The organism is Pseudomonas sp. 05N432, assembly GCF_056396945.1.
This window is the reverse complement of sequence record NZ_JBFTMM010000001.1, coordinates 310,925-328,115: the sequence shown is the minus strand read 5'-3', so window position 1 is coordinate 328,115 and position 17,191 is coordinate 310,925. Positions and strand designations below refer to the sequence as shown.

15 protein-coding genes and 1 riboswitch are annotated in these 17,191 nt (G+C 59.8%); of the genes, 10 read left to right on the top strand and 5 right to left on the bottom strand.

The features are described from left to right. Nucleotides 1-128: 128 nt before the first annotated feature. On the bottom strand, nucleotides 129-2,126 hold the full coding sequence (gene tkt / locus AC1DHT_RS01560) for a transketolase (protein WP_054594422.1): 1,998 nt from the start codon (nucleotides 2,124-2,126) through the stop codon (nucleotides 129-131). A gap of 273 nt (nucleotides 2,127-2,399) precedes the next feature. On the opposite strand from tkt, the gene AC1DHT_RS01555 reads away from it, so the two are divergent. From AC1DHT_RS01555 to AC1DHT_RS01540, 4 genes are all read left to right on the top strand, one after another. After that, nucleotides 2,400-3,395, top strand: coding sequence for an ArsR/SmtB family transcription factor (locus AC1DHT_RS01555; protein WP_477761219.1), 996 nt, complete (start codon nucleotides 2,400-2,402; stop codon nucleotides 3,393-3,395). A gap of 18 nt (nucleotides 3,396-3,413) precedes the next feature. Continuing rightward, entirely contained in the window at nucleotides 3,414-4,604 is a 1,191-nt protein-coding gene (gene metK / locus AC1DHT_RS01550; RefSeq protein WP_007937912.1) for a methionine adenosyltransferase, read from the top strand. 157 nt (nucleotides 4,605-4,761) lie between these two features. Beyond that, the gene (gene ligB, locus AC1DHT_RS01545) at nucleotides 4,762-6,444 is read left to right on the top strand and encodes an NAD-dependent DNA ligase LigB (RefSeq protein ID WP_427547166.1); all 1,683 of its coding nucleotides are present in this window, start codon (nucleotides 4,762-4,764) and stop codon (nucleotides 6,442-6,444) included. A gap of 96 nt (nucleotides 6,445-6,540) precedes the next feature. Further along, nucleotides 6,541-6,936, top strand: coding sequence for a DUF1090 domain-containing protein (locus tag AC1DHT_RS01540; protein ID WP_427547169.1), 396 nt, complete (start codon nucleotides 6,541-6,543; stop codon nucleotides 6,934-6,936). Nucleotides 6,937-7,118: 182 nt separating this feature from the next. On the opposite strand, the gene AC1DHT_RS01535 is transcribed toward AC1DHT_RS01540, so the two are convergent. Beyond that, nucleotides 7,119-7,568 (bottom strand): c-type cytochrome, encoded by a 450-nt coding sequence (locus AC1DHT_RS01535; RefSeq protein WP_427547172.1) that lies wholly within the window; start codon nucleotides 7,566-7,568, stop codon nucleotides 7,119-7,121. 128 nt (nucleotides 7,569-7,696) lie between these two features. Between AC1DHT_RS01535 and mltA the strand changes: the two genes are divergently transcribed. Beyond that, on the top strand, nucleotides 7,697-8,881 hold the full coding sequence (mltA, locus tag AC1DHT_RS01530) for a murein transglycosylase A (RefSeq protein WP_427547175.1): 1,185 nt from the start codon (nucleotides 7,697-7,699) through the stop codon (nucleotides 8,879-8,881). Nucleotides 8,882-9,005: 124 nt separating this feature from the next. Here mltA and AC1DHT_RS01525 read toward each other — a convergent pair whose 3' ends face one another. Next, nucleotides 9,006-9,389 carry an MAPEG family protein gene (locus tag AC1DHT_RS01525; RefSeq protein WP_145014392.1) on the bottom strand — a complete coding sequence of 128 codons (384 nt, stop codon included), beginning with the start codon at nucleotides 9,387-9,389 and terminating at the stop codon, nucleotides 9,006-9,008. Between the two features lie 35 nt (nucleotides 9,390-9,424). Beyond that, nucleotides 9,425-10,258 carry an EamA family transporter gene (locus AC1DHT_RS01520; RefSeq protein WP_347928217.1) on the bottom strand — a complete coding sequence of 278 codons (834 nt, stop codon included), beginning with the start codon at nucleotides 10,256-10,258 and terminating at the stop codon, nucleotides 9,425-9,427. 198 nt (nucleotides 10,259-10,456) lie between these two features. Here AC1DHT_RS01520 and AC1DHT_RS01515 point away from each other — a divergent pair, with 198 nt between their 5' ends. After that, nucleotides 10,457-11,626 (top strand): MFS transporter, encoded by a 1,170-nt coding sequence (locus AC1DHT_RS01515; protein ID WP_427547178.1) that lies wholly within the window; start codon nucleotides 10,457-10,459, stop codon nucleotides 11,624-11,626. 178 nt (nucleotides 11,627-11,804) lie between these two features. Here AC1DHT_RS01515 and AC1DHT_RS01510 read toward each other — a convergent pair whose 3' ends face one another. Next, on the bottom strand, nucleotides 11,805-12,209 hold the full coding sequence (locus AC1DHT_RS01510) for an acyl-CoA thioesterase (RefSeq protein WP_103316724.1): 405 nt from the start codon (nucleotides 12,207-12,209) through the stop codon (nucleotides 11,805-11,807). Nucleotides 12,210-12,406: 197 nt separating this feature from the next. Then, nucleotides 12,407-12,509, top strand: a riboswitch (S-adenosyl-L-homocysteine riboswitch). A gap of 23 nt (nucleotides 12,510-12,532) precedes the next feature. On the opposite strand from AC1DHT_RS01510, the gene ahcY reads away from it, so the two are divergent. From ahcY to AC1DHT_RS01490, 4 genes are all read left to right on the top strand, one after another. Then, nucleotides 12,533-13,942 carry an adenosylhomocysteinase gene (gene ahcY, locus AC1DHT_RS01505; RefSeq protein WP_054594433.1) on the top strand — a complete coding sequence of 470 codons (1,410 nt, stop codon included), beginning with the start codon at nucleotides 12,533-12,535 and terminating at the stop codon, nucleotides 13,940-13,942. Nucleotides 13,943-14,102: 160 nt separating this feature from the next. Further along, complete coding sequence (metF, locus tag AC1DHT_RS01500) at nucleotides 14,103-14,948, top strand: methylenetetrahydrofolate reductase [NAD(P)H] (protein WP_427543835.1); 846 nt, start codon at nucleotides 14,103-14,105, stop codon at nucleotides 14,946-14,948. 87 nt (nucleotides 14,949-15,035) lie between these two features. Continuing rightward, nucleotides 15,036-16,118, top strand: a complete 1,083-nt coding sequence (locus AC1DHT_RS01495; protein ID WP_216744046.1) for a hypothetical protein — start codon at nucleotides 15,036-15,038, stop codon at nucleotides 16,116-16,118. Nucleotides 16,119-16,175: 57 nt separating this feature from the next. Then, the gene (locus tag AC1DHT_RS01490; RefSeq protein WP_427543838.1) at nucleotides 16,176-16,991 is read left to right on the top strand and encodes a substrate-binding periplasmic protein; all 816 of its coding nucleotides are present in this window, start codon (nucleotides 16,176-16,178) and stop codon (nucleotides 16,989-16,991) included. Nucleotides 16,992-17,191: the final 200 nt, after the last annotated feature.

Sequence of the window (17,191 nt, the reverse complement as noted above, 5' to 3'; positions counted from 1 at the left end):
ATCCTTCAATCCGGTGTTGCCTGAACCAACGCTATCGCGAGCAGGCTCGCTCCCACAAGGATCTTCACCGACCCTGTGGGAGCGAGCCTGCTCGCGATGACGTCAGATCAGACGACACATTTTCTGGATCAGTCTTCCAGCAGCTCTTCAGCCTGACCCAGGATGTTTTCCAGGGTGAAGCCGAACTCTTCGAACAAGGCAGGCGCAGGCGCCGACTCGCCGTAGGTGGTCATGCCGATGACGCGGCCTTCCAGGCCCACGTACTTGTACCAGTAGTCCGCGTGTGCGGCTTCGATGGCGATACGGGCGCTGACCTGCAACGGCAGAACCGCTTGCTTGTAGCCGGCATCCTGAGCATCGAACACGCTGGTGCATGGCATGGAAACCACGCGCACCTTGCGGCCCTGCTCAGTCAGTTTGTCGTAGGCCTGAACGGCCAGGCCGACTTCCGAACCGGTGGAGATCAGGATCAGCTCAGGCTCACCCGCGCAATCCTTGAGCACATAACCACCACGGTTGATCAGTTCGATCTGCACCGCGTCACGGGTTTGGTGCTGCAGGTTCTGACGCGAGAAGATCAGTGCCGTAGGACCGTCTTTACGCTCCAGGGCGTTCTTCCAGGCCACTGCCGATTCAACGGCATCGGCTGGACGCCAGGTGTCGAGGTTCGGCGTGCAGCGCAGGCTGGCCAGTTGTTCGATTGGCTGGTGAGTCGGACCGTCTTCGCCCAGACCGATGGAGTCGTGGGTGTAGACGTGGATCACACGCTGCTTCATCAGGGCGGACATGCGCACTGCGTTGCGGGCGTATTCCATGAACATCAGGAAAGTTGCGCCGTAAGGCACCAGGCCACCGTGCAGGGCAACGCCGTTCATGATGGCAGTCATGCCGAACTCGCGAACGCCGTAGTACATGTAGTTGCCGCTGGCGTCTTCAGCGCTGACACCTTTGCAACCTTTCCACAGGGTCAGGTTGGAACCGGCCAGGTCAGCCGAACCGCCGAGCATTTCCGGCAGCAACGGGCCGAACGCGTTCAGGGCGTTCTGGCTGGCTTTACGGCTGGCGATGGTTTCGCCCTTGGCTGCGACTTCAGCGATGTAGGCCGAGGCTTTTTCAGCGAAGTCTTCTGGCAGCTCACCGCTCAGACGGCGGACCAGCTCGTTGGCCAGCTCCGGGAATTCCGCGGAGTAGGCAGCAAAACGCTGATCCCACTCGGCTTCGACAGCGCGACCGGCTTCCTTGGCATCCCACTCGGCATAAATGTCGGCCGGGATTTCGAAAGGGCCGTAGTTCCACTTCAGCGCAGTGCGGGTCAAGGCGATTTCCGCGTCACCCAGTGGGGCACCGTGGCAATCTTCCTTGCCTTGCTTGTTCGGCGAACCGAAGCCGATGGTGGTTTTGCAGCAGATCAGCGTCGGTTGCGCGCTTTTGCGTGCAGTCTCGATCGCGATCTTGATCTCTTCCGGGTCGTGACCGTCAACGTTGCGGATCACTTGCCAGTTGTAGGCTTCGAAACGCTTTGGAGTGTCATCGGTGAACCAGCCTTCGACTTCGCCGTCGATGGAGATGCCGTTGTCATCGTAGAAGGCGATCAGCTTGCCCAGGCCCAGGGTACCGGCCAGGGAACTGACTTCGTGGGAAATGCCTTCCATCATGCAGCCATCACCCAGGAACACGTAGGTGTGGTGATCGACAACGTTGTGACCTGGACGGTTGAACTGCGCTGCCAGGACTTTTTCTGCCAGGGCAAAACCCACGGCGTTGGCCAGGCCCTGACCCAATGGGCCAGTGGTGGTTTCAACACCCGGGGTGTAGCCGAGTTCCGGGTGGCCGGGGGTGCGGCTGTGCAGTTGGCGGAAGTTTTTCAGGTCATCGATCGACAGGTCGTAGCCGGTCAGGTGCAGCAACGAATAAAGCAACATCGAGCCGTGACCGTTGGACAGGATGAACCGGTCGCGGTCGGCAAACGATGGATTGCTCGGGTTGTGCTTGAGGTAGTCACGCCAAAGCACTTCGGCGATATCCGCCATACCCATAGGGGCACCGGGATGGCCGCTGTTGGCTTTTTGCACGGCATCCATGCTGAGGGCACGAATGGCGTTGGCACGCTCACGACGGCTGGGCATCGCTGTTCTCCTGCGGATTCTGAATCGAGAGTGAATAGAATGAAACGGAAAAAAGGCGAGCATTTTCCCTCACCCGGACGCCTCGGGGCAATGACAGATAGTCGATCCGGGGCGTTTTTCCTGTGGATAAATGCGGATTCGTCTGGTGAAACCTTTCCGCGCTTCGTTTGTAGAGTAAAGCGCAGCCCAAGAAGTGCCACCCATCGAGCAATATCAAAACTTTTTGATATTGACCTTGCGGGTATTTCGGCGGATCACTAGACTGCTGGCCTTATGAATTTACGCGTGCCTTCCATTCGCCACGACGATTGCGATGAGCTGGCGGCCTTGTGCAAGGCCGGCGGCGATCCGTTGCGGCTGAACGTTTTACGCGCACTGGCCAACGATTCATTCGGCGTGCTGGAGTTGGCGCAAATCTTCGCCACCGGCCAATCGGGCATGAGCCACCACTTGAAGGTGCTGGCCCAGGCCGATCTGGTAGCAACCCGCCGTGAAGGCAACGCGATTTTTTACCGTCGCGCCCTGCCCCACACCGAATTGCTGGGCGGCAAGCTGCACGCGGCACTGCTCGACGAAGTGGACAACCTGACCCTGCCCAGCGACGTGCAGGCGCGGATCAGCCAGGTCCATGGGCAACGAGCCGCTGCCAGCCAGGACTTTTTCTCACGGGTTGCGGAAAAGTTTCGCGCCCAGCAAGACTTGATCGCCGGCTTGGCGCAGTACCGCGAAAGCGTGCTGGCCCTGCTCGACAAGCTGAGCTTCAGCGAAGGCGCCACTGCGATTGAAGTCGGTCCCGGCGACGGCAGTTTTTTGCCGGAACTGGCGCGCCGATTCAGTCAGGTCACGGCGCTCGACAACAGCCCGGCGATGCTCGAACTGGCGCGTCAGGTCTGCGAACGTGAAAAGCTGGCTAACGTCAGCCTGCAATTGGCCGATGCATTGGATGGCGTAAGCCTTGAGGCCGATTGCGTTGTACTGAACATGGTCTTGCACCATTTCGCCGCGCCAGCCGATGCACTCAAGCACATGGCCGGTTTGCTGCAACCAGGCGGTAGCCTGTTAGTGACAGAGTTATGTAGCCACAACCAAAGTTGGGCCAGGGAGGCCTGCGGTGATCTTTGGTTGGKGTTTGAACAGGACGATTTGGCCCGTTGGGCCACCGCTGCGGGACTCGTTCCCGGGGAAAGCCTCTATGTAGGCTTACGTAATGGTTTCCAGATCCAGGTCCGCCACTTTCAGCGACCGGCTGGCGACACTCACCATCGGTAAATTCAGGAAAACATCGAGATGAGCGAATACTCCCTCTTCACCTCCGAGTCCGTGTCTGAAGGGCATCCGGACAAAATCGCCGACCAGATTTCTGATGCGGTGCTGGACGCCATCATTGCTGAAGACAAGTTCGCCCGTGTGGCGTGCGAGACTCTGGTGAAAACGGGCGTGGCGATCATCGCTGGCGAAGTCACCACCTCGGCCTGGGTCGATCTGGAAGACATCGTCCGTAACGTGATCCTCGACATCGGCTATAACAGCTCGAATGTCGGCTTCGACGGCGCGACCTGCGGCGTGATGAACATCATCGGCAAGCAATCCCCCGACATCAACCAGGGCGTTGATCGTGCCAAGCCTGAAGACCAGGGCGCCGGCGACCAGGGCCTGATGTTCGGCTACGCCAGCAACGAAACCGACGTGCTGATGCCAGCACCGATCACCTTCTCGCACCAACTGGTTCAGCGCCAGGCCGAAGCCCGCAAGTCCGGCCTGCTGCCTTGGCTGCGTCCAGACGCCAAGTCGCAAGTGACCTGCCGCTACGAAAACGGCAAGGTTGTCGGTATCGACGCCGTTGTACTGTCGACCCAGCACAACCCGGAAGTATCCTACAAAGACCTGCGCGAAGGCGTAATGGAACTGATCGTCAAGCACGTGCTGCCTGCCGAGCTGCTGTCCAAGGACACCCAGTTCCACATCAACCCGACTGGCCAGTTCATTATCGGTGGCCCCGTGGGCGACTGCGGCCTGACCGGTCGCAAGATCATCGTTGACAGCTACGGCGGCATGGCCCGTCACGGCGGCGGCGCGTTCTCCGGTAAAGATCCATCGAAGGTTGACCGTTCGGCTGCCTACGCCGGTCGTTATGTGGCCAAGAACATCGTGGCTGCCGGCCTGGCCGAGCGTTGCGAGATTCAGGTTTCCTACGCCATCGGCGTCGCTCAGCCGACTTCGATTTCGTTGAACACCTTCGGCACCGGCAAGATCAGCGACGACAAGATCGTCAAACTGGTCCGCGAAGTGTTCGACCTGCGTCCATACGCAATCACCACCATGCTCGACCTGCTGCACCCGATGTACCAGGACACCGCTGCGTACGGCCACTTCGGTCGCACCCCGGAAACCAAGACTGTGGGTGACGACACGTTCACCACCTTCACCTGGGAAAAAACCGACCGCGCTGACGCCTTGCGCTCTGCGGCTGGTCTGTAAGACTTCCTGGCGACACAAAAAGCCCCGCACGGTTCGCCGTGCGGGGCTTTTTCATGGGCGCTGATCCGGCCTGGACACACCCTGAAAACTACCTGTGCTCGCAAGCCTCCCTGCTGATCTAGCCTTCAGGCATCCCCCTCGAGCAAGGATGCTCATGATGCCGCCCACGCTTCGCCTGTTGATGGGTTTCTGGTTGATCGTTGCCTGCCTGAACGCCAACGCCAATAGCTGTCCCGACTGGCTCCCCAGCCGAGCCCAGGCCGAAATCACCGCACTGCAAGAGCAAATCGAGCACTGGGACGACAGCTATCACCGGCAAGGACATTCACTGGTCGCCGACGAAATCTACGACCAATCCCGTGCCCACCTCAACGCTTGGCGAGAATGCTTTGGCGGGACCACAACACCCGAGAATCCGTTGCGTGCCGCCCGCGGCACGGTGACCCATCCGATTCCCCACACCGGCCTCGAAAAGCTCATCGACGGTCGTGCCGTCGAAGCCTGGCTCAAGACACGCGACGATATCTGGGCTCAACCCAAAGTCGATGGCGTTGCAGTCACGCTGATTTACCGTGAGGGTCAGTTCCAGCAGGCGATCAGTCGCGGAGACGGTATCAACGGCCAGGACTGGACAGCCTCGGCGCGCAAGATCGCCGCGATCCCTCAGCAACTGCCGCAGCCACTGGATTTGCTGCTGCAAGGCGAACTCTATTGGCGCCTGACGGATCATGTGCAAGCCCAACGCGGCAGCCTGAACGCCCGTAGCACCGTGGCCGGGTTGATGGCCCGTAAAGAACTGAGCCCCATGGACGCCAACGGGATCGGGCTATTCGTCTGGGACTGGCCGCAAGGTCCGGCCAGCTTGCCGGAGCGCCTGGTCGCCCTGAAAGCACTGGGCTTCCCTGACAGTGAGTTCTACAGCCAGCCCGTCAGCGCATTTGCCGATGCTGAGCGTTGGCGCGATCACTGGTATCGCACACCCCTGCCGTTTGCCAGCGACGGTATTGTCTTGCGTCAGAGCCAACGTCCGGCGGCAGAGCGCTGGGAGGTGAAAACACCGTTCTGGAGCGTGGCCTGGAAGTACCCTTTCGCCCAGGCGTTGGCTGAAGTGCGCAAGGTCAACTTCAAGATCGGGCGCACCGGGCGCATCACCCCGGTGCTCGAACTCGCTCCGGTCATGCTTGATGACCGACAGATCAAACGTGTCAGCGTCAGTTCGCTGCAGCGCTGGCAGGCCATGGATATCCGCCCCGGCGATCAGGTCGCCATCAGCCTTGCCGGGCTGACCATCCCACGACTCGACAGTGTCGTGTTGCGCAGCACTGAGCGGCCTGAGGTGAGCGTACCGCGTGCAGAAGACTTCCATCACCTCAGCTGTTGGCAACCGACACCGGGCTGCGAAAGCCAGTTTCTCGCACGACTGATCTGGCTCAGTGGCAAGCAAGGCCTCGCGCTGCGCCATATCGGCCCCGGCACCTGGGAAAAACTGATCAGCGCCGGACGCCTCAAGGGTTTGCTCGATTGGTTGACCCTCGACGCCCAAGAGCTTGCTAACATTGACGGCTTCGGCGAGCGCAGCACTGTCCGCTTGCTGAACAGCCTGCAAAGCGCCCGGCAACAGCCCTTTTCACGCTGGCTGAAAGCTTTGGGGCTGCCGCCCACGGGCGAGGCCAGACTTGCAGACTCATGGCATTTACTGGCGCAACGAGACACTGAGCAATGGCAGACCGAAACCGGAATCGGCCCGGGGCGCGCGGCGCAGTTGAGCGCATTTTTCCGCGACCCGCAGGTGCTGGCCTTGAGCGAACAATTACACGCTGCCGGAATAGACGGCTTCTAGCTATGCAGAGAGCCGGCAGTTTTGAACCCAATGAGTATCGATGCGCTCCAACAGCCCATCTGCTGCCGACCTGATGATTTTTTAAACGGAGCCTTTATGAAATTTCTTTCACCGCTCGTCATGCTGACCCTTTGTGGCGTCATGACGGCACCGCTGATGGCTGCCGAAGAAACTCCGCAACTCACTGGCTGCGCCGCCAAGCGCCAGTCCATCAGCAACCAGATCGAACAGGCCAGGGCCCATGCCAACGCCGGGCAACAGGCGGGCCTGGAAAAAGCCCTGAGCGAAGCCACCGAGCACTGCAACGACGCCTCCTTGAAGAAAGAGCGCGAGAACAAGGTGCTCGACGCCAAGCACGAAGTCAGCCGCCGTCAGGCCGACCTCGACAAGGCCATGAAACAGGGCGACGCCGAGAAAATAAACAAACGCAAAGACAAACTCGCCGAGTCCCGCAAGGAATTGCAGCGAGCGCTGGATGAGCTGGATAAGTAAATCCGAGATCGATGAGTGCAGCAGCTTTTGTGGCGAGGGAGCTTGCCCCCTCTCGGACGCGTAGCGTTCGCAGCCCGGCTATCGCGATTTCCCGGGATAATCGCGATAGCCGATTTTGGGGCGGCTTCGCCACCCAGCGGGTGCAAGCTCCCTCGCCACAGGTTATCTACAACTCCGTGAAATCAGTGATCACGAAACTGTTTATGGCACGCACTACAGGCGTCTTCGACTTTCTGCACGGCCGGGCCCAGGTTACTGGCCTTGTACGGCTGAACCTGGCTGGCAATCACCAATTCACCGGTGGCGGCTTCAAGTGTGCGGGCCATTTCCTGGAAACGTGCCTGCTGCTGCCAGACACCGTCTTTGGCGCTGGTGTTGCTGTCCTCACGAACCTGTGGGAAATGCTTCCACGGCTCATGGGACAAGGCGTCGAGTTTGACCGCGCCTTCAGTAAAACGCGGGCCATCGAACGGGATACGTCCCCGCAACATGCCGCCCAGGTCTTCGCCAGTCTTGAGCATTTGCTTGAAAATAGCCTTGCGCTGACCCAGCGGCGAGTTCGGATCGACACCGCCACAGGCGGACAGCGTCAGGCAGGCCAGCAATACAACAGAAAGTCTTTTAAGAGTCATGGTGGCTTCAGGTCACGGGAAACGGCGGCCAGTATCCTCGCGTCGTCGGCAAAGACCAATAGCCCTATTAACAATAAGGGTTGCTTGAACGCTGGAAGCGCTCGGACAACCTGCACAGGAAATACCGCATGAACAGCCGTTTCAAGGCCTGGCGCAACACGTTGCTCTGGACCGTACCGATGGTCGCCCTGCTCGCCGGCTGCAACAGTGGCGACACTGCAAAACCACAAACCCATGCCATCGCCACCTATTCCAGCGCGACCTGGGAAGCCTTGCCGGCAGTCTCTGATAATGACTTGCTGGCCGGCTTCGGTTCCTGGCGCAGCGCCTGTACTCGCCTGAAGTCCGACCCGGTCTGGGGCGCGACCTGCGCAGCAGCCGCCAACGTGCCGCAAACCGCAGACGCCATCCGTGGATTTCTCAAGGAACAGCTGGCGGTCTACGGCCTGCGTTCCTCCAGCGGCAATGCCAATGGCTTGATCACCGGCTATTACGAGCCGGTCTATCCGGGCAGCCTGACGCAGAACCCGGTGGCCAATGTGCCGGTTTACGGTGTACCGGACGACATGATCATCGTCTCGCTTGAGAGCATTTACCCCGAACTCAAAGGCAAGCGCCTGCGCGGTCGCCTTGAAGGCCGGGTGCTCAAGCCTTACGACGATGCCGCCGCCATTGAAACCAAAGGGGTCAAGGCGCCTGTGCTGGCGTGGCTGACCGACCCGATGGACCTGCAGTTTCTGCAAATCCAGGGCTCCGGCCGCATTCAACTGGAAGATGGCCGCCAACTGCGCATCGGTTATGCCGACCAGAACGGCCACCCGTACCGCCCAATTGGCCGCTGGCTGGTGGATCAGGGTGAGCTGAAAAAGGAGGACGTGACCATGGGCGCCATCAGTGCCTGGGCCAAGGCCCACCCGACGCGCATCCCTGAACTGCTCGGCAGTAACCCGAGCTACGTGTTCTTCAGCCGCAATCCTGACAGCAACGAAGGCCCGCGCGGCTCGCTGAACGTGCCGCTGACCTCGGGTTACAGCGTGGCGGTGGATCGCAAGGTTATTCCGCTGGGCAGTCTGCTGTGGTTATCCACGACCCGCCCTGATGGCAGCGCACTGGTACGCCCCGTCGCCGCACAGGACACCGGTGGCGCGATCACCGGCGAAGTTCGCGCCGACCTGTTCTGGGGCACCGGCGATGCCGCCGGGCAACTGGCCGGCGACATGAAACAGCAAGGGCAAATCTGGATGCTCTGGCCAAAAGGCGCAGCGCTGCCGCAATTGCCGCAGGTGACCGATGCGGTAAAGACTACCCCCTAGGTATTGTGTCGACTGGGCTATTGCTATTGCGAGCAGGCTCCCACATTGGAATGCATTCTCCTGTGGGAGCGAGCCTGCTCGCGAAGAGGCCAGTCGAAACACCGAAAATTCCGGCTACTGAACTTCAGATCGACACAAAAAAGAAGGCGGCAATCAGCCCCATGCCGACAAACCACACCAGCGAACGCAGGATTGCCCAGTCTGCCAGGTAGCAGATGATGTAAAGCAGGCGGCTGGTGATGAACAGCACCGACAGCACGTTGATCGTCACCAGTTCGGCATTGCCGACCAGGTGCGCGACGATGACCGCGGCGGCAAACGCCGGGGTGACTTCAAAGCTGTTCAACTGGGCCCAGTGGGCACGCCTGGCGAACCCTTCGAGGGACTCAAGAAAATCTCGCGGATCATGATTATCCCGAAGCCCGAACTTGCCGCCGATCTTGGCAATGGCGGTGCAAACGTACGGCAAGAAAATCGCGATCAATACACACCACAGGGCAACGTTCATTGCAGATTCCTTTTTAGAGTTTCGTAAACACTCGCTCAGAACTTCATCACGAGCATGCCGGCCAATACCAGCCCACAAGCCAAGAGCCTGGGCCGGCCGAAAGGTTCCTTGAGGTAACGCATGCCGAACAGCACCACCAGAATCACACTGATCTCGCGCAACGCCGCCGCTTCGGCAATCGACCCCAACTGCATGGCCCAGAGCACCAAAGCGTAGCTGAACAACACGCAGAACCCGACACCCAAGCCCAGTCGCCACTGCTCACGCCAGAACAGCATAAAAGCCGGACGCTTGCGCACCAGTGCCAACAGCGGAAACGGCCAGGCACTGAGCAGCGTGACCCAGACCAGGTAATCGAGTGGGTGCGACCAGCGCCGCAACGCCTGCCCATCGATAAAGGTGTAGCCGCCGATGCACAAGCCGATCAGCACCACTACCGGCAACATCGACCACGGCAAACGCTCCCCGCCACCGCCCTGCCAAAGCAGGCACAGCATGCCGAACGGGATCAGCAAAATGCCGAGGATCTGCTGGGTCGTCAGCACTTCGCCAGCAAAAATCAGTGTCAACGCCAGAACCACCAACGGCGACAAACCGCGCATCAGCGGATAGACCAGCCCAAGATCGCCGACCCGATAGGCCTGGATCAGCAGATAGCGATAGAGCAACTCGAAGGCGGCCGAAGCGAGTATCCACGGCCAGATGTCCATCGGCGGCAGCGCGACGAAACCCAGCATCAGCGCGACAAACAGCATCGCTACACTGTCCATGCAGGCCACGACCAATAACCGCTCAGCACTGAACTTGATCAGGGTATTCCAGGCTGCGTGCAACAACGCCGCCACCAACACCAGAATCGTCGCAAGCACCCTGCTCTCCTTGCCCGCATCAACCGAATTGATTCGCCATATGTCAGCAGCTGTTTATACTGCAACCGACCACGCCGCACTCAGTTGCGCACATACTTATTCCAATAAATTTCTGCTGCTACCCGATTCTCACGGAACCGGGAGCTCGCATGCGTATGCCTGATCAGAGCGTCAAGACTACCGACAGAGACCTTGCGCATGCCACTCGCCTTGCTTGCACTGGCTGTTGCCGCCTTCGGCATCGGCACCACTGAATTCGTCATCATGGGCTTGCTGCCCGATGTCGCCCGCGACCTCGCCGTGAGCATCCCCGAGGCCGGCCTGCTGATTACCGGATACGCCCTGGGCGTGGTGTTCGGCGCGCCGATCCTCGCGATCGGCACCGCCAACATGCCACGCAAAGCCACGCTGCTGGGCATGACGCTGATGTTCATCCTTGGCAACATGCTCTGCGCACTCGCCCCGAACTACGCCACGTTGATGGCCGCGCGGGTGATTACTGCGTTGTGCCACGGCGCGTTCTTCGGCATCGGCTCGGTGGTCGCGGCAGGTCTAGTGGCGCCGAACAAACGCGCCCAGGCAATTGCGATGATGTTCACCGGCCTGACCCTGGCCAACGTACTCGGCGTACCGCTGGGCACCGCGCTCGGGCAATACGCCGGCTGGCGCTCGACCTTCTGGGCGGTGTCGGTGATCGGCGTGATCGCGGCCATCGCCCAATGGGTCTGGCTGCCGAAAGAGATCGCCATGAACAAGGCCAACCTGGCCAGCGAATTCAAGGTGCTGGGCAAAACCAATGTGCTGCTGGCGTTGGGCATGAGCGTGCTGGCATCGACCAGCCTGTTCAGTGTCTTCACCTACATCGCACCGATCCTGCAGGACATCACCGGCGTCAGCCCGCACGGTGTAACCATCATGCTGTTGTTGTTCGGTGTGGGCTTGACCGCTGGCAGCATGCTCGGCGGACGTCTGGCCGACAGCCGTTTGCTGCCGTCATTGGTCGGCATGGCTCTCGCGGTGGTGCTGGTGCTGGCCGCGTTCAGCCAGACCAGCCACTCGGTGATCCCGGCAGCCATCACCCTGGTACTGTGGGGTGTGTTCGCCTTCGCACTGTGCCCGATCCTGCAACTGCTGATCATCGACCAGGCCTTTGAAGCGCCAAATCTCGGTTCAACCCTGAACCAAAGCGCCTTCAACCTGGGCAACGCAGCCGGTGCATGGATCGGCGGGCTGGTGGTGGCCAGCGGTGCCGACCTTGCAGACCTGCCGTGGACCGGCGCACTGGTCAGCGGTTTGACCGTGCTGACGGCACTGTTCTTTATCTACCTGCAACGCCGCAGCGCTGTGACAGCCAACGTGCCCGGCTAAGTTTTTAGATGGGACTGTGCAACGATACAAACCCTTGTGGCGAGGGAGCTTGCTCCCGCTGGGGCGCGCAGCGCGCCCTAAAACCTGCAATCGAGTTTTGTCAGACACAACGCATTAATCGATCTGCGACCGCTTCGCGGCCGAGCGGGAGCAAGCTCCCTCGGCACAAGGGCCGCGGTCATTCGACGGCGGGGTCATCCTGGAACTGGTCCTTGACGTACTTGATCTCGGTCCGGCCATGGGGCGTAGGCAAGCCGTCTTCGCCCAGGTTGACGAAGACCATCTTCTCGACCGTCAGGATGCTTTTGCGGGTGATCTTGTTGCGCACCTCGCACGTCAGGGTGATCGAGGTACGACCGAACTCGGTGGCCGTGATACCCAGCTCGATGATGTCGCCCTGGCGCGAGGCACTGACGAAGTTGATTTCGGAAATGTACTTGGTGACTACGCGCTGATTGCCCAACTGGACGATCGCGTAAATGGCGGCCTCTTCGTCGATCCAGCGCAGCAGGCTACCGCCGAACAACGTGCCGTTGGGGTTGAGGTCTTCGGGTTTTACCCATTTGCGGGTGTGGAAATTCATGCTCGCTCCTGACCGTCTTGCCGATTGATGCCCGCATCATGGCAGACCATGCAGTCATGCTCCATGAGGCTTCGACTATGGCCGCCATTAGCGATCTTCATTTGGCCGACAGAAACCCTTTGGAAGTCTGGCCCAGACGGCTATAATCGCCCCCGTTTCAAAACGGTCATCTTCGATTGATACCGTTTTCCCGCCACCTGTCCGAGGGGCGCTGCAGCAGGTTCAACCTGTCAGGCTCGGATGGGGCGTTGCCCGGCCATGATCGGCTGGACACTAAACGCACAACGGCGCCCATTCGCATACATTACGAATGGAGGCTCTTCATGAGCGCTGTTATCACGCCTGCAGATTTTAACGACTACAAAGTTGCCGACATGTCCCTGGCTGCCTGGGGCCGTCGCGAAACCATCATCGCCGAATCGGAAATGCCGGCCCTGATGGGTCTGCGTCGCAAGTACTCCGTTGAGCAACCGCTCAAGGGCGCGAAGATTCTCGGCTGCATCCACATGACCATTCAGACTGCCGTGCTGATCGAAACCCTGGTTGCCCTGGGTGCCGAAGTACGCTGGTCGTCCTGCAACATTTTCTCGACGCAGGATCAGGCCGCCGCTTCGATCGCCGCTGCCGGCATCCCGGTATTTGCCTGGAAGGGCGAGACTGAACAAGAGTACGAGTGGTGCCTGGAGCAAACCATCCTCAAGGATGGCCAACCTTGGGATGCCAACATGATCCTTGACGATGGCGGCGACCTGACCGAGCTGCTGCACAAGAAGTACCCACAAGTACTGGACCGCGTTCACGGCGTCACCGAAGAAACCACCACCGGCGTACACCGTCTGCTGGACATGCTGGCCAAGGGCGAGCTGAAAATCCCGGCCATCAACGTCAACGACTCGGTCACCAAGAGCAAGAACGACAACAAGTACGGCTGCCGTCACAGCCTGAACGACGCGATCAAGCGTGGTACCGACCACCTGCTGTCCGGCAAGCAAGCGCTGGTCATCGGTTACGGTGACGTGGGCAAGGGCTCGGCCCAGTCCCTGCGTCAGGAAGGCATGATCGTCAAAGTCTCCGAAGTTGACCCGATCTGCGCCATGCAAGCCTGCATGGACGGTTTCGAACTGGTTTCGCCGTTCATCGACGGTATCAACAACGGCACTGAAGCAAGCATCGACAAGGCCCTGCTGGGCAAGATCGACCTGATCGTGACCACCACCGGTAACGTCAATGTTTGCGATGCAAACATGCTCAAAGCCCTGAAGAAGCGCGCTGTTGTCTGCAACATCGGTCACTTCGACAACGAAATCGACACCGCTTTCATGCGCAAGAACTGGGCATGGGAAGAAGTGAAGCCACAGGTTCACAAGGTTCACCGTACTGGCGCGGGCGATTTCGACCCACAGAACGACGACTACCTGATCCTGCTGGCCGAAGGCCGTCTGGTTAACCTGGGCAACGCCACTGGCCACCCAAGCCGCATCATGGACGGTTCGTTCGCCAACCAGGTCCTGGCGCAGATCTTCCTGTTCGGCCAGAAGTACGCCGACCTGTCGCCAGCCCAGAAAGCCGAGCGCCTGACCGTTGAAGTACTGCCGAAGAAACTCGACGAAGAAGTGGCCCTGGAAATGGTCCGCGGTTTCGGTGGCGTGGTCACTCAACTGACCAAGCAACAGGCTGAATACATCGGCGTGACCGTCGAAGGCCCGTTCAAGCCGCACGCTTACCGCTACTGATCAGTCCTGCTGCCTGCTCTCCCTGTGGGAGCGGGCTTGCTCGCGAAGGCGATTTATCATTCAACATTGATGTTGACTGACCCACCGTTTTCGCGAGCAAGCCCGCTCCCACACGGGATGTGCAAGCCCCACAGGCTTATGCGTTTGCAAGGGTATTCCTATGTCCCAAGACCGCCGCTACAGCTTCGAGTTCTTCCCGACGAAGACCGATGCCGGGCATGAAAAGCTCATCGCCACTGCCCGTCAGCTGGCCACGTACAACCCCGATTTCTTCTCCTGCACCTATGGCGCTGGTGGTTCGACTCGTGATCGCACCCTCAATACCGTGTTGCAGCTCGAAAGCGAAGTCAAAGTCCCTGCTGCACCGCATTTGTCTTGCGTTGGCGACAGCAAGGCTGACTTGCGCGGCCTGCTGGCTCAATACAAGGCGGCCGGCATCAAGCGGATCGTTGCTTTGCGCGGTGACCTGCCTTCAGGCATGGGCATGGCCAGCGGCGAATTGCGCCATGCCAATGACCTGGTGAGCTTCATTCGTGAAGAGACCGGCGACCACTTCCACATCGAAATCGCCGCTTACCCGGAAATGCACCCGCAAGCCCGCAACTTCGAAGACGATCTCAACAACTTCGTGCGCAAGGCCAACGCCGGCGCCAACAGTGCGATTACCCAGTACTTCTTCAACGCCGACAGCTACTTCTACTTCGTCGAGCGTGTACAGGCGATGGGCGTGAACATCCCGGTTGTTCCGGGCATCATGCCGATCACCAACTACAGCAAGCTGGCACGCTTCTCCGACGCCTGCGGTGCGGAAATCCCGCGCTGGATCCGCAAACAGCTGGAGGCCTACGGTGACGACACCCAGAGCATTCAGGGTTTCGGCGAGCAGGTGATCACCGAAATGTGTGAACGCTTGTTGCAAGGCGGTGCACCAGGGCTGCATTTCTATACCCTGAACCAGGCCGAACCTAGCCTGGCCGTCTGGAACAATCTGAAACTGCCACGCTGAAACAGGCGTAGCATTCAGAACAAGGCCCTGGCAAAACCCAGGGCCTTTTTTTTCATTCTCCCAATTCGCCAGGGATGATCGCAGTAGATGTCCACCATTACCCCAGCCACAAACCCTCAACTGATTTATCTGGTTTACGGTGCCAACACCTACCACCAGGAAGCAGTGTTCAGTATCGCCAGTGCCTTGGCAGGGTTGCGCGAAACACCGGGCGAAAGCTTGGACATCCAGGTTTTCACCGACAACCCGGCGCCTTACCGCGACTTGCCGGTTCGGGTTCGAGAGCTGGATGAAAGCACCCGTCAGGCGTGGATCGCCCCGCATGGTTATCACTTTCGCGCCAAGCACGTGGTGATGCAGCAGGTGTTGCGCGAGTCCGAGCGTGCGCTGCTGATCGACACGGATACATTCTTCCACTGCTCACCACTGGAACTGTTCCGTCGCGTCGAGCCGGGCACCCTGCTGTGCAATGCCTTTGGATTGCAATACGGCAGCAACAAAGAGGCGGGGTTGTATCGGACACTGGCTGGCGTACTGCAGCAAAGACAGCTGGCAGATGACCAGATGCCGCTGCTGAACTCGGGAGTCATCGGCCTTGATCGCGTCGATGCCGGCGTTCTCGATCATTCGATCGCCTTGATGGATGAGCTGTACCCTCTGGCGCAAGGCGCCTATACCCTTGAAGAATTCTGCCTGTCGGTAGCAGCCTACCGCACAACGCAGGTGCGCGAGTGTCCGGACCTGATCCATCATTACTGGAGCCGCAAGCAGCTGTTTCGCGCCAAGATCAAAGCATGGCTGGACAAGCATGGTGCCGACCCGATCAGCACCTTCGCGCTGGATGAAACCCGCCTGGTGACCGCRACACTGCCGCGACCACCGACGCTCCAACGTCTGGCCTATAAAATCGTGACCCTGGCGCTACCCAGGCATCAGCGCCAGTTCATGCGTGAAATCCTCTATGGCTGCTACCAGCACACCAACCCGTTCGATCAGGCCTGCACGCCGGTCTGGTGGGAAAAGGCTCGTGACAACGTCGAGCGGCGCCTCGACAACCCCCTTGAAAACCACCAACTCGAGCACTGGTTCAACCACCCGATGATTCGCCTGGTACTGGGTGAACGCCGCAAGGCCATCTACTTGCACCTGGTTCAGACAAAGGGCGACTAACCCTCGGGCTAGACCGCCCTCTAGCTATTTCACCGGCTCTCGTCGTAATCTCCAGCGATGCCCGTCATTGCCCAATTGCTGACAGCCGTGCTTTTTGCTTGCCTGAGCTTTACCGCTCGGGGCGAGAAACTGCGCATTGTCACCGAGCCTTGGGCGCCCTACGTCTACGAGGAAAACGGCCAGGCCCTCGGGCTGGACTACGAAACCACCGCGATCGTCTTCCAGCGCCTGGGGATTGAGGTGGAGTGGCAGTTCCTGCCATGGAAACGCTGCCTGGCCATGCTTGATCAAGGGTTGGCCGACGGCGCGCTGGATATCTTCCACAGCAGCGAACGCGACGCCACCCTGCTCTATCCCAGCGAACCGCTCTCGGAAGTCGAGTTCGTGCTGTTCTATGCCAATGATCGCCCTCACCCCTTCCGCACCCTTGAAGACCTGCGCGGCCTGACCATCGGCACTTCGCCCGGCTACCTGTACAGCCAGGACTTCAGGGAATCGACCCTGTTCACCCGCGAGCCTGCGCCGACCCATGAAGCCAACTTTGGCAAGCTGCAACGCGGCCGCATCGACTTGCTGATCACCGACCATCGGGTTGGCCAAACCCTGCTCGAAACTTTGAAACTGCGCGACCAGATCAGCGAAAGCCCCACGGTCATCAGTCACCAAAGCCAGTTCCTGGCCCTGCGCCGCAATGCCGGCATGGACCTGCTGGTGCAGCGTTTCGGCGCCGAGCTCAAGCGATTCAAACGCGAACCGGCCTACGCTCAATTGAGTGCGCGTTATGGCGCCGGCCCGGTACCTGACGCTATACAGATCACGCCGCAAGCCAACAACGGGAAAACCGTTGAGCAGCAGGAAAGCAGCGCTCCGTGATTGCTCTGTTATACTCCGGCCTTCCCGCCAGGCTTACGCCCGGACGCTCGGTCTTGTTTAAGGCATCCCGACACTGCTACAGCGCAGCTTTTCAGCCCGCGCGAGTACTCGAAGATGAGCCTTCAAGCCCCAGCAGGACCGGACGCGATTGCGCTTCTCCATAAACGCCATTCGCGCCAGGCAAGACTATCCCATTGGGC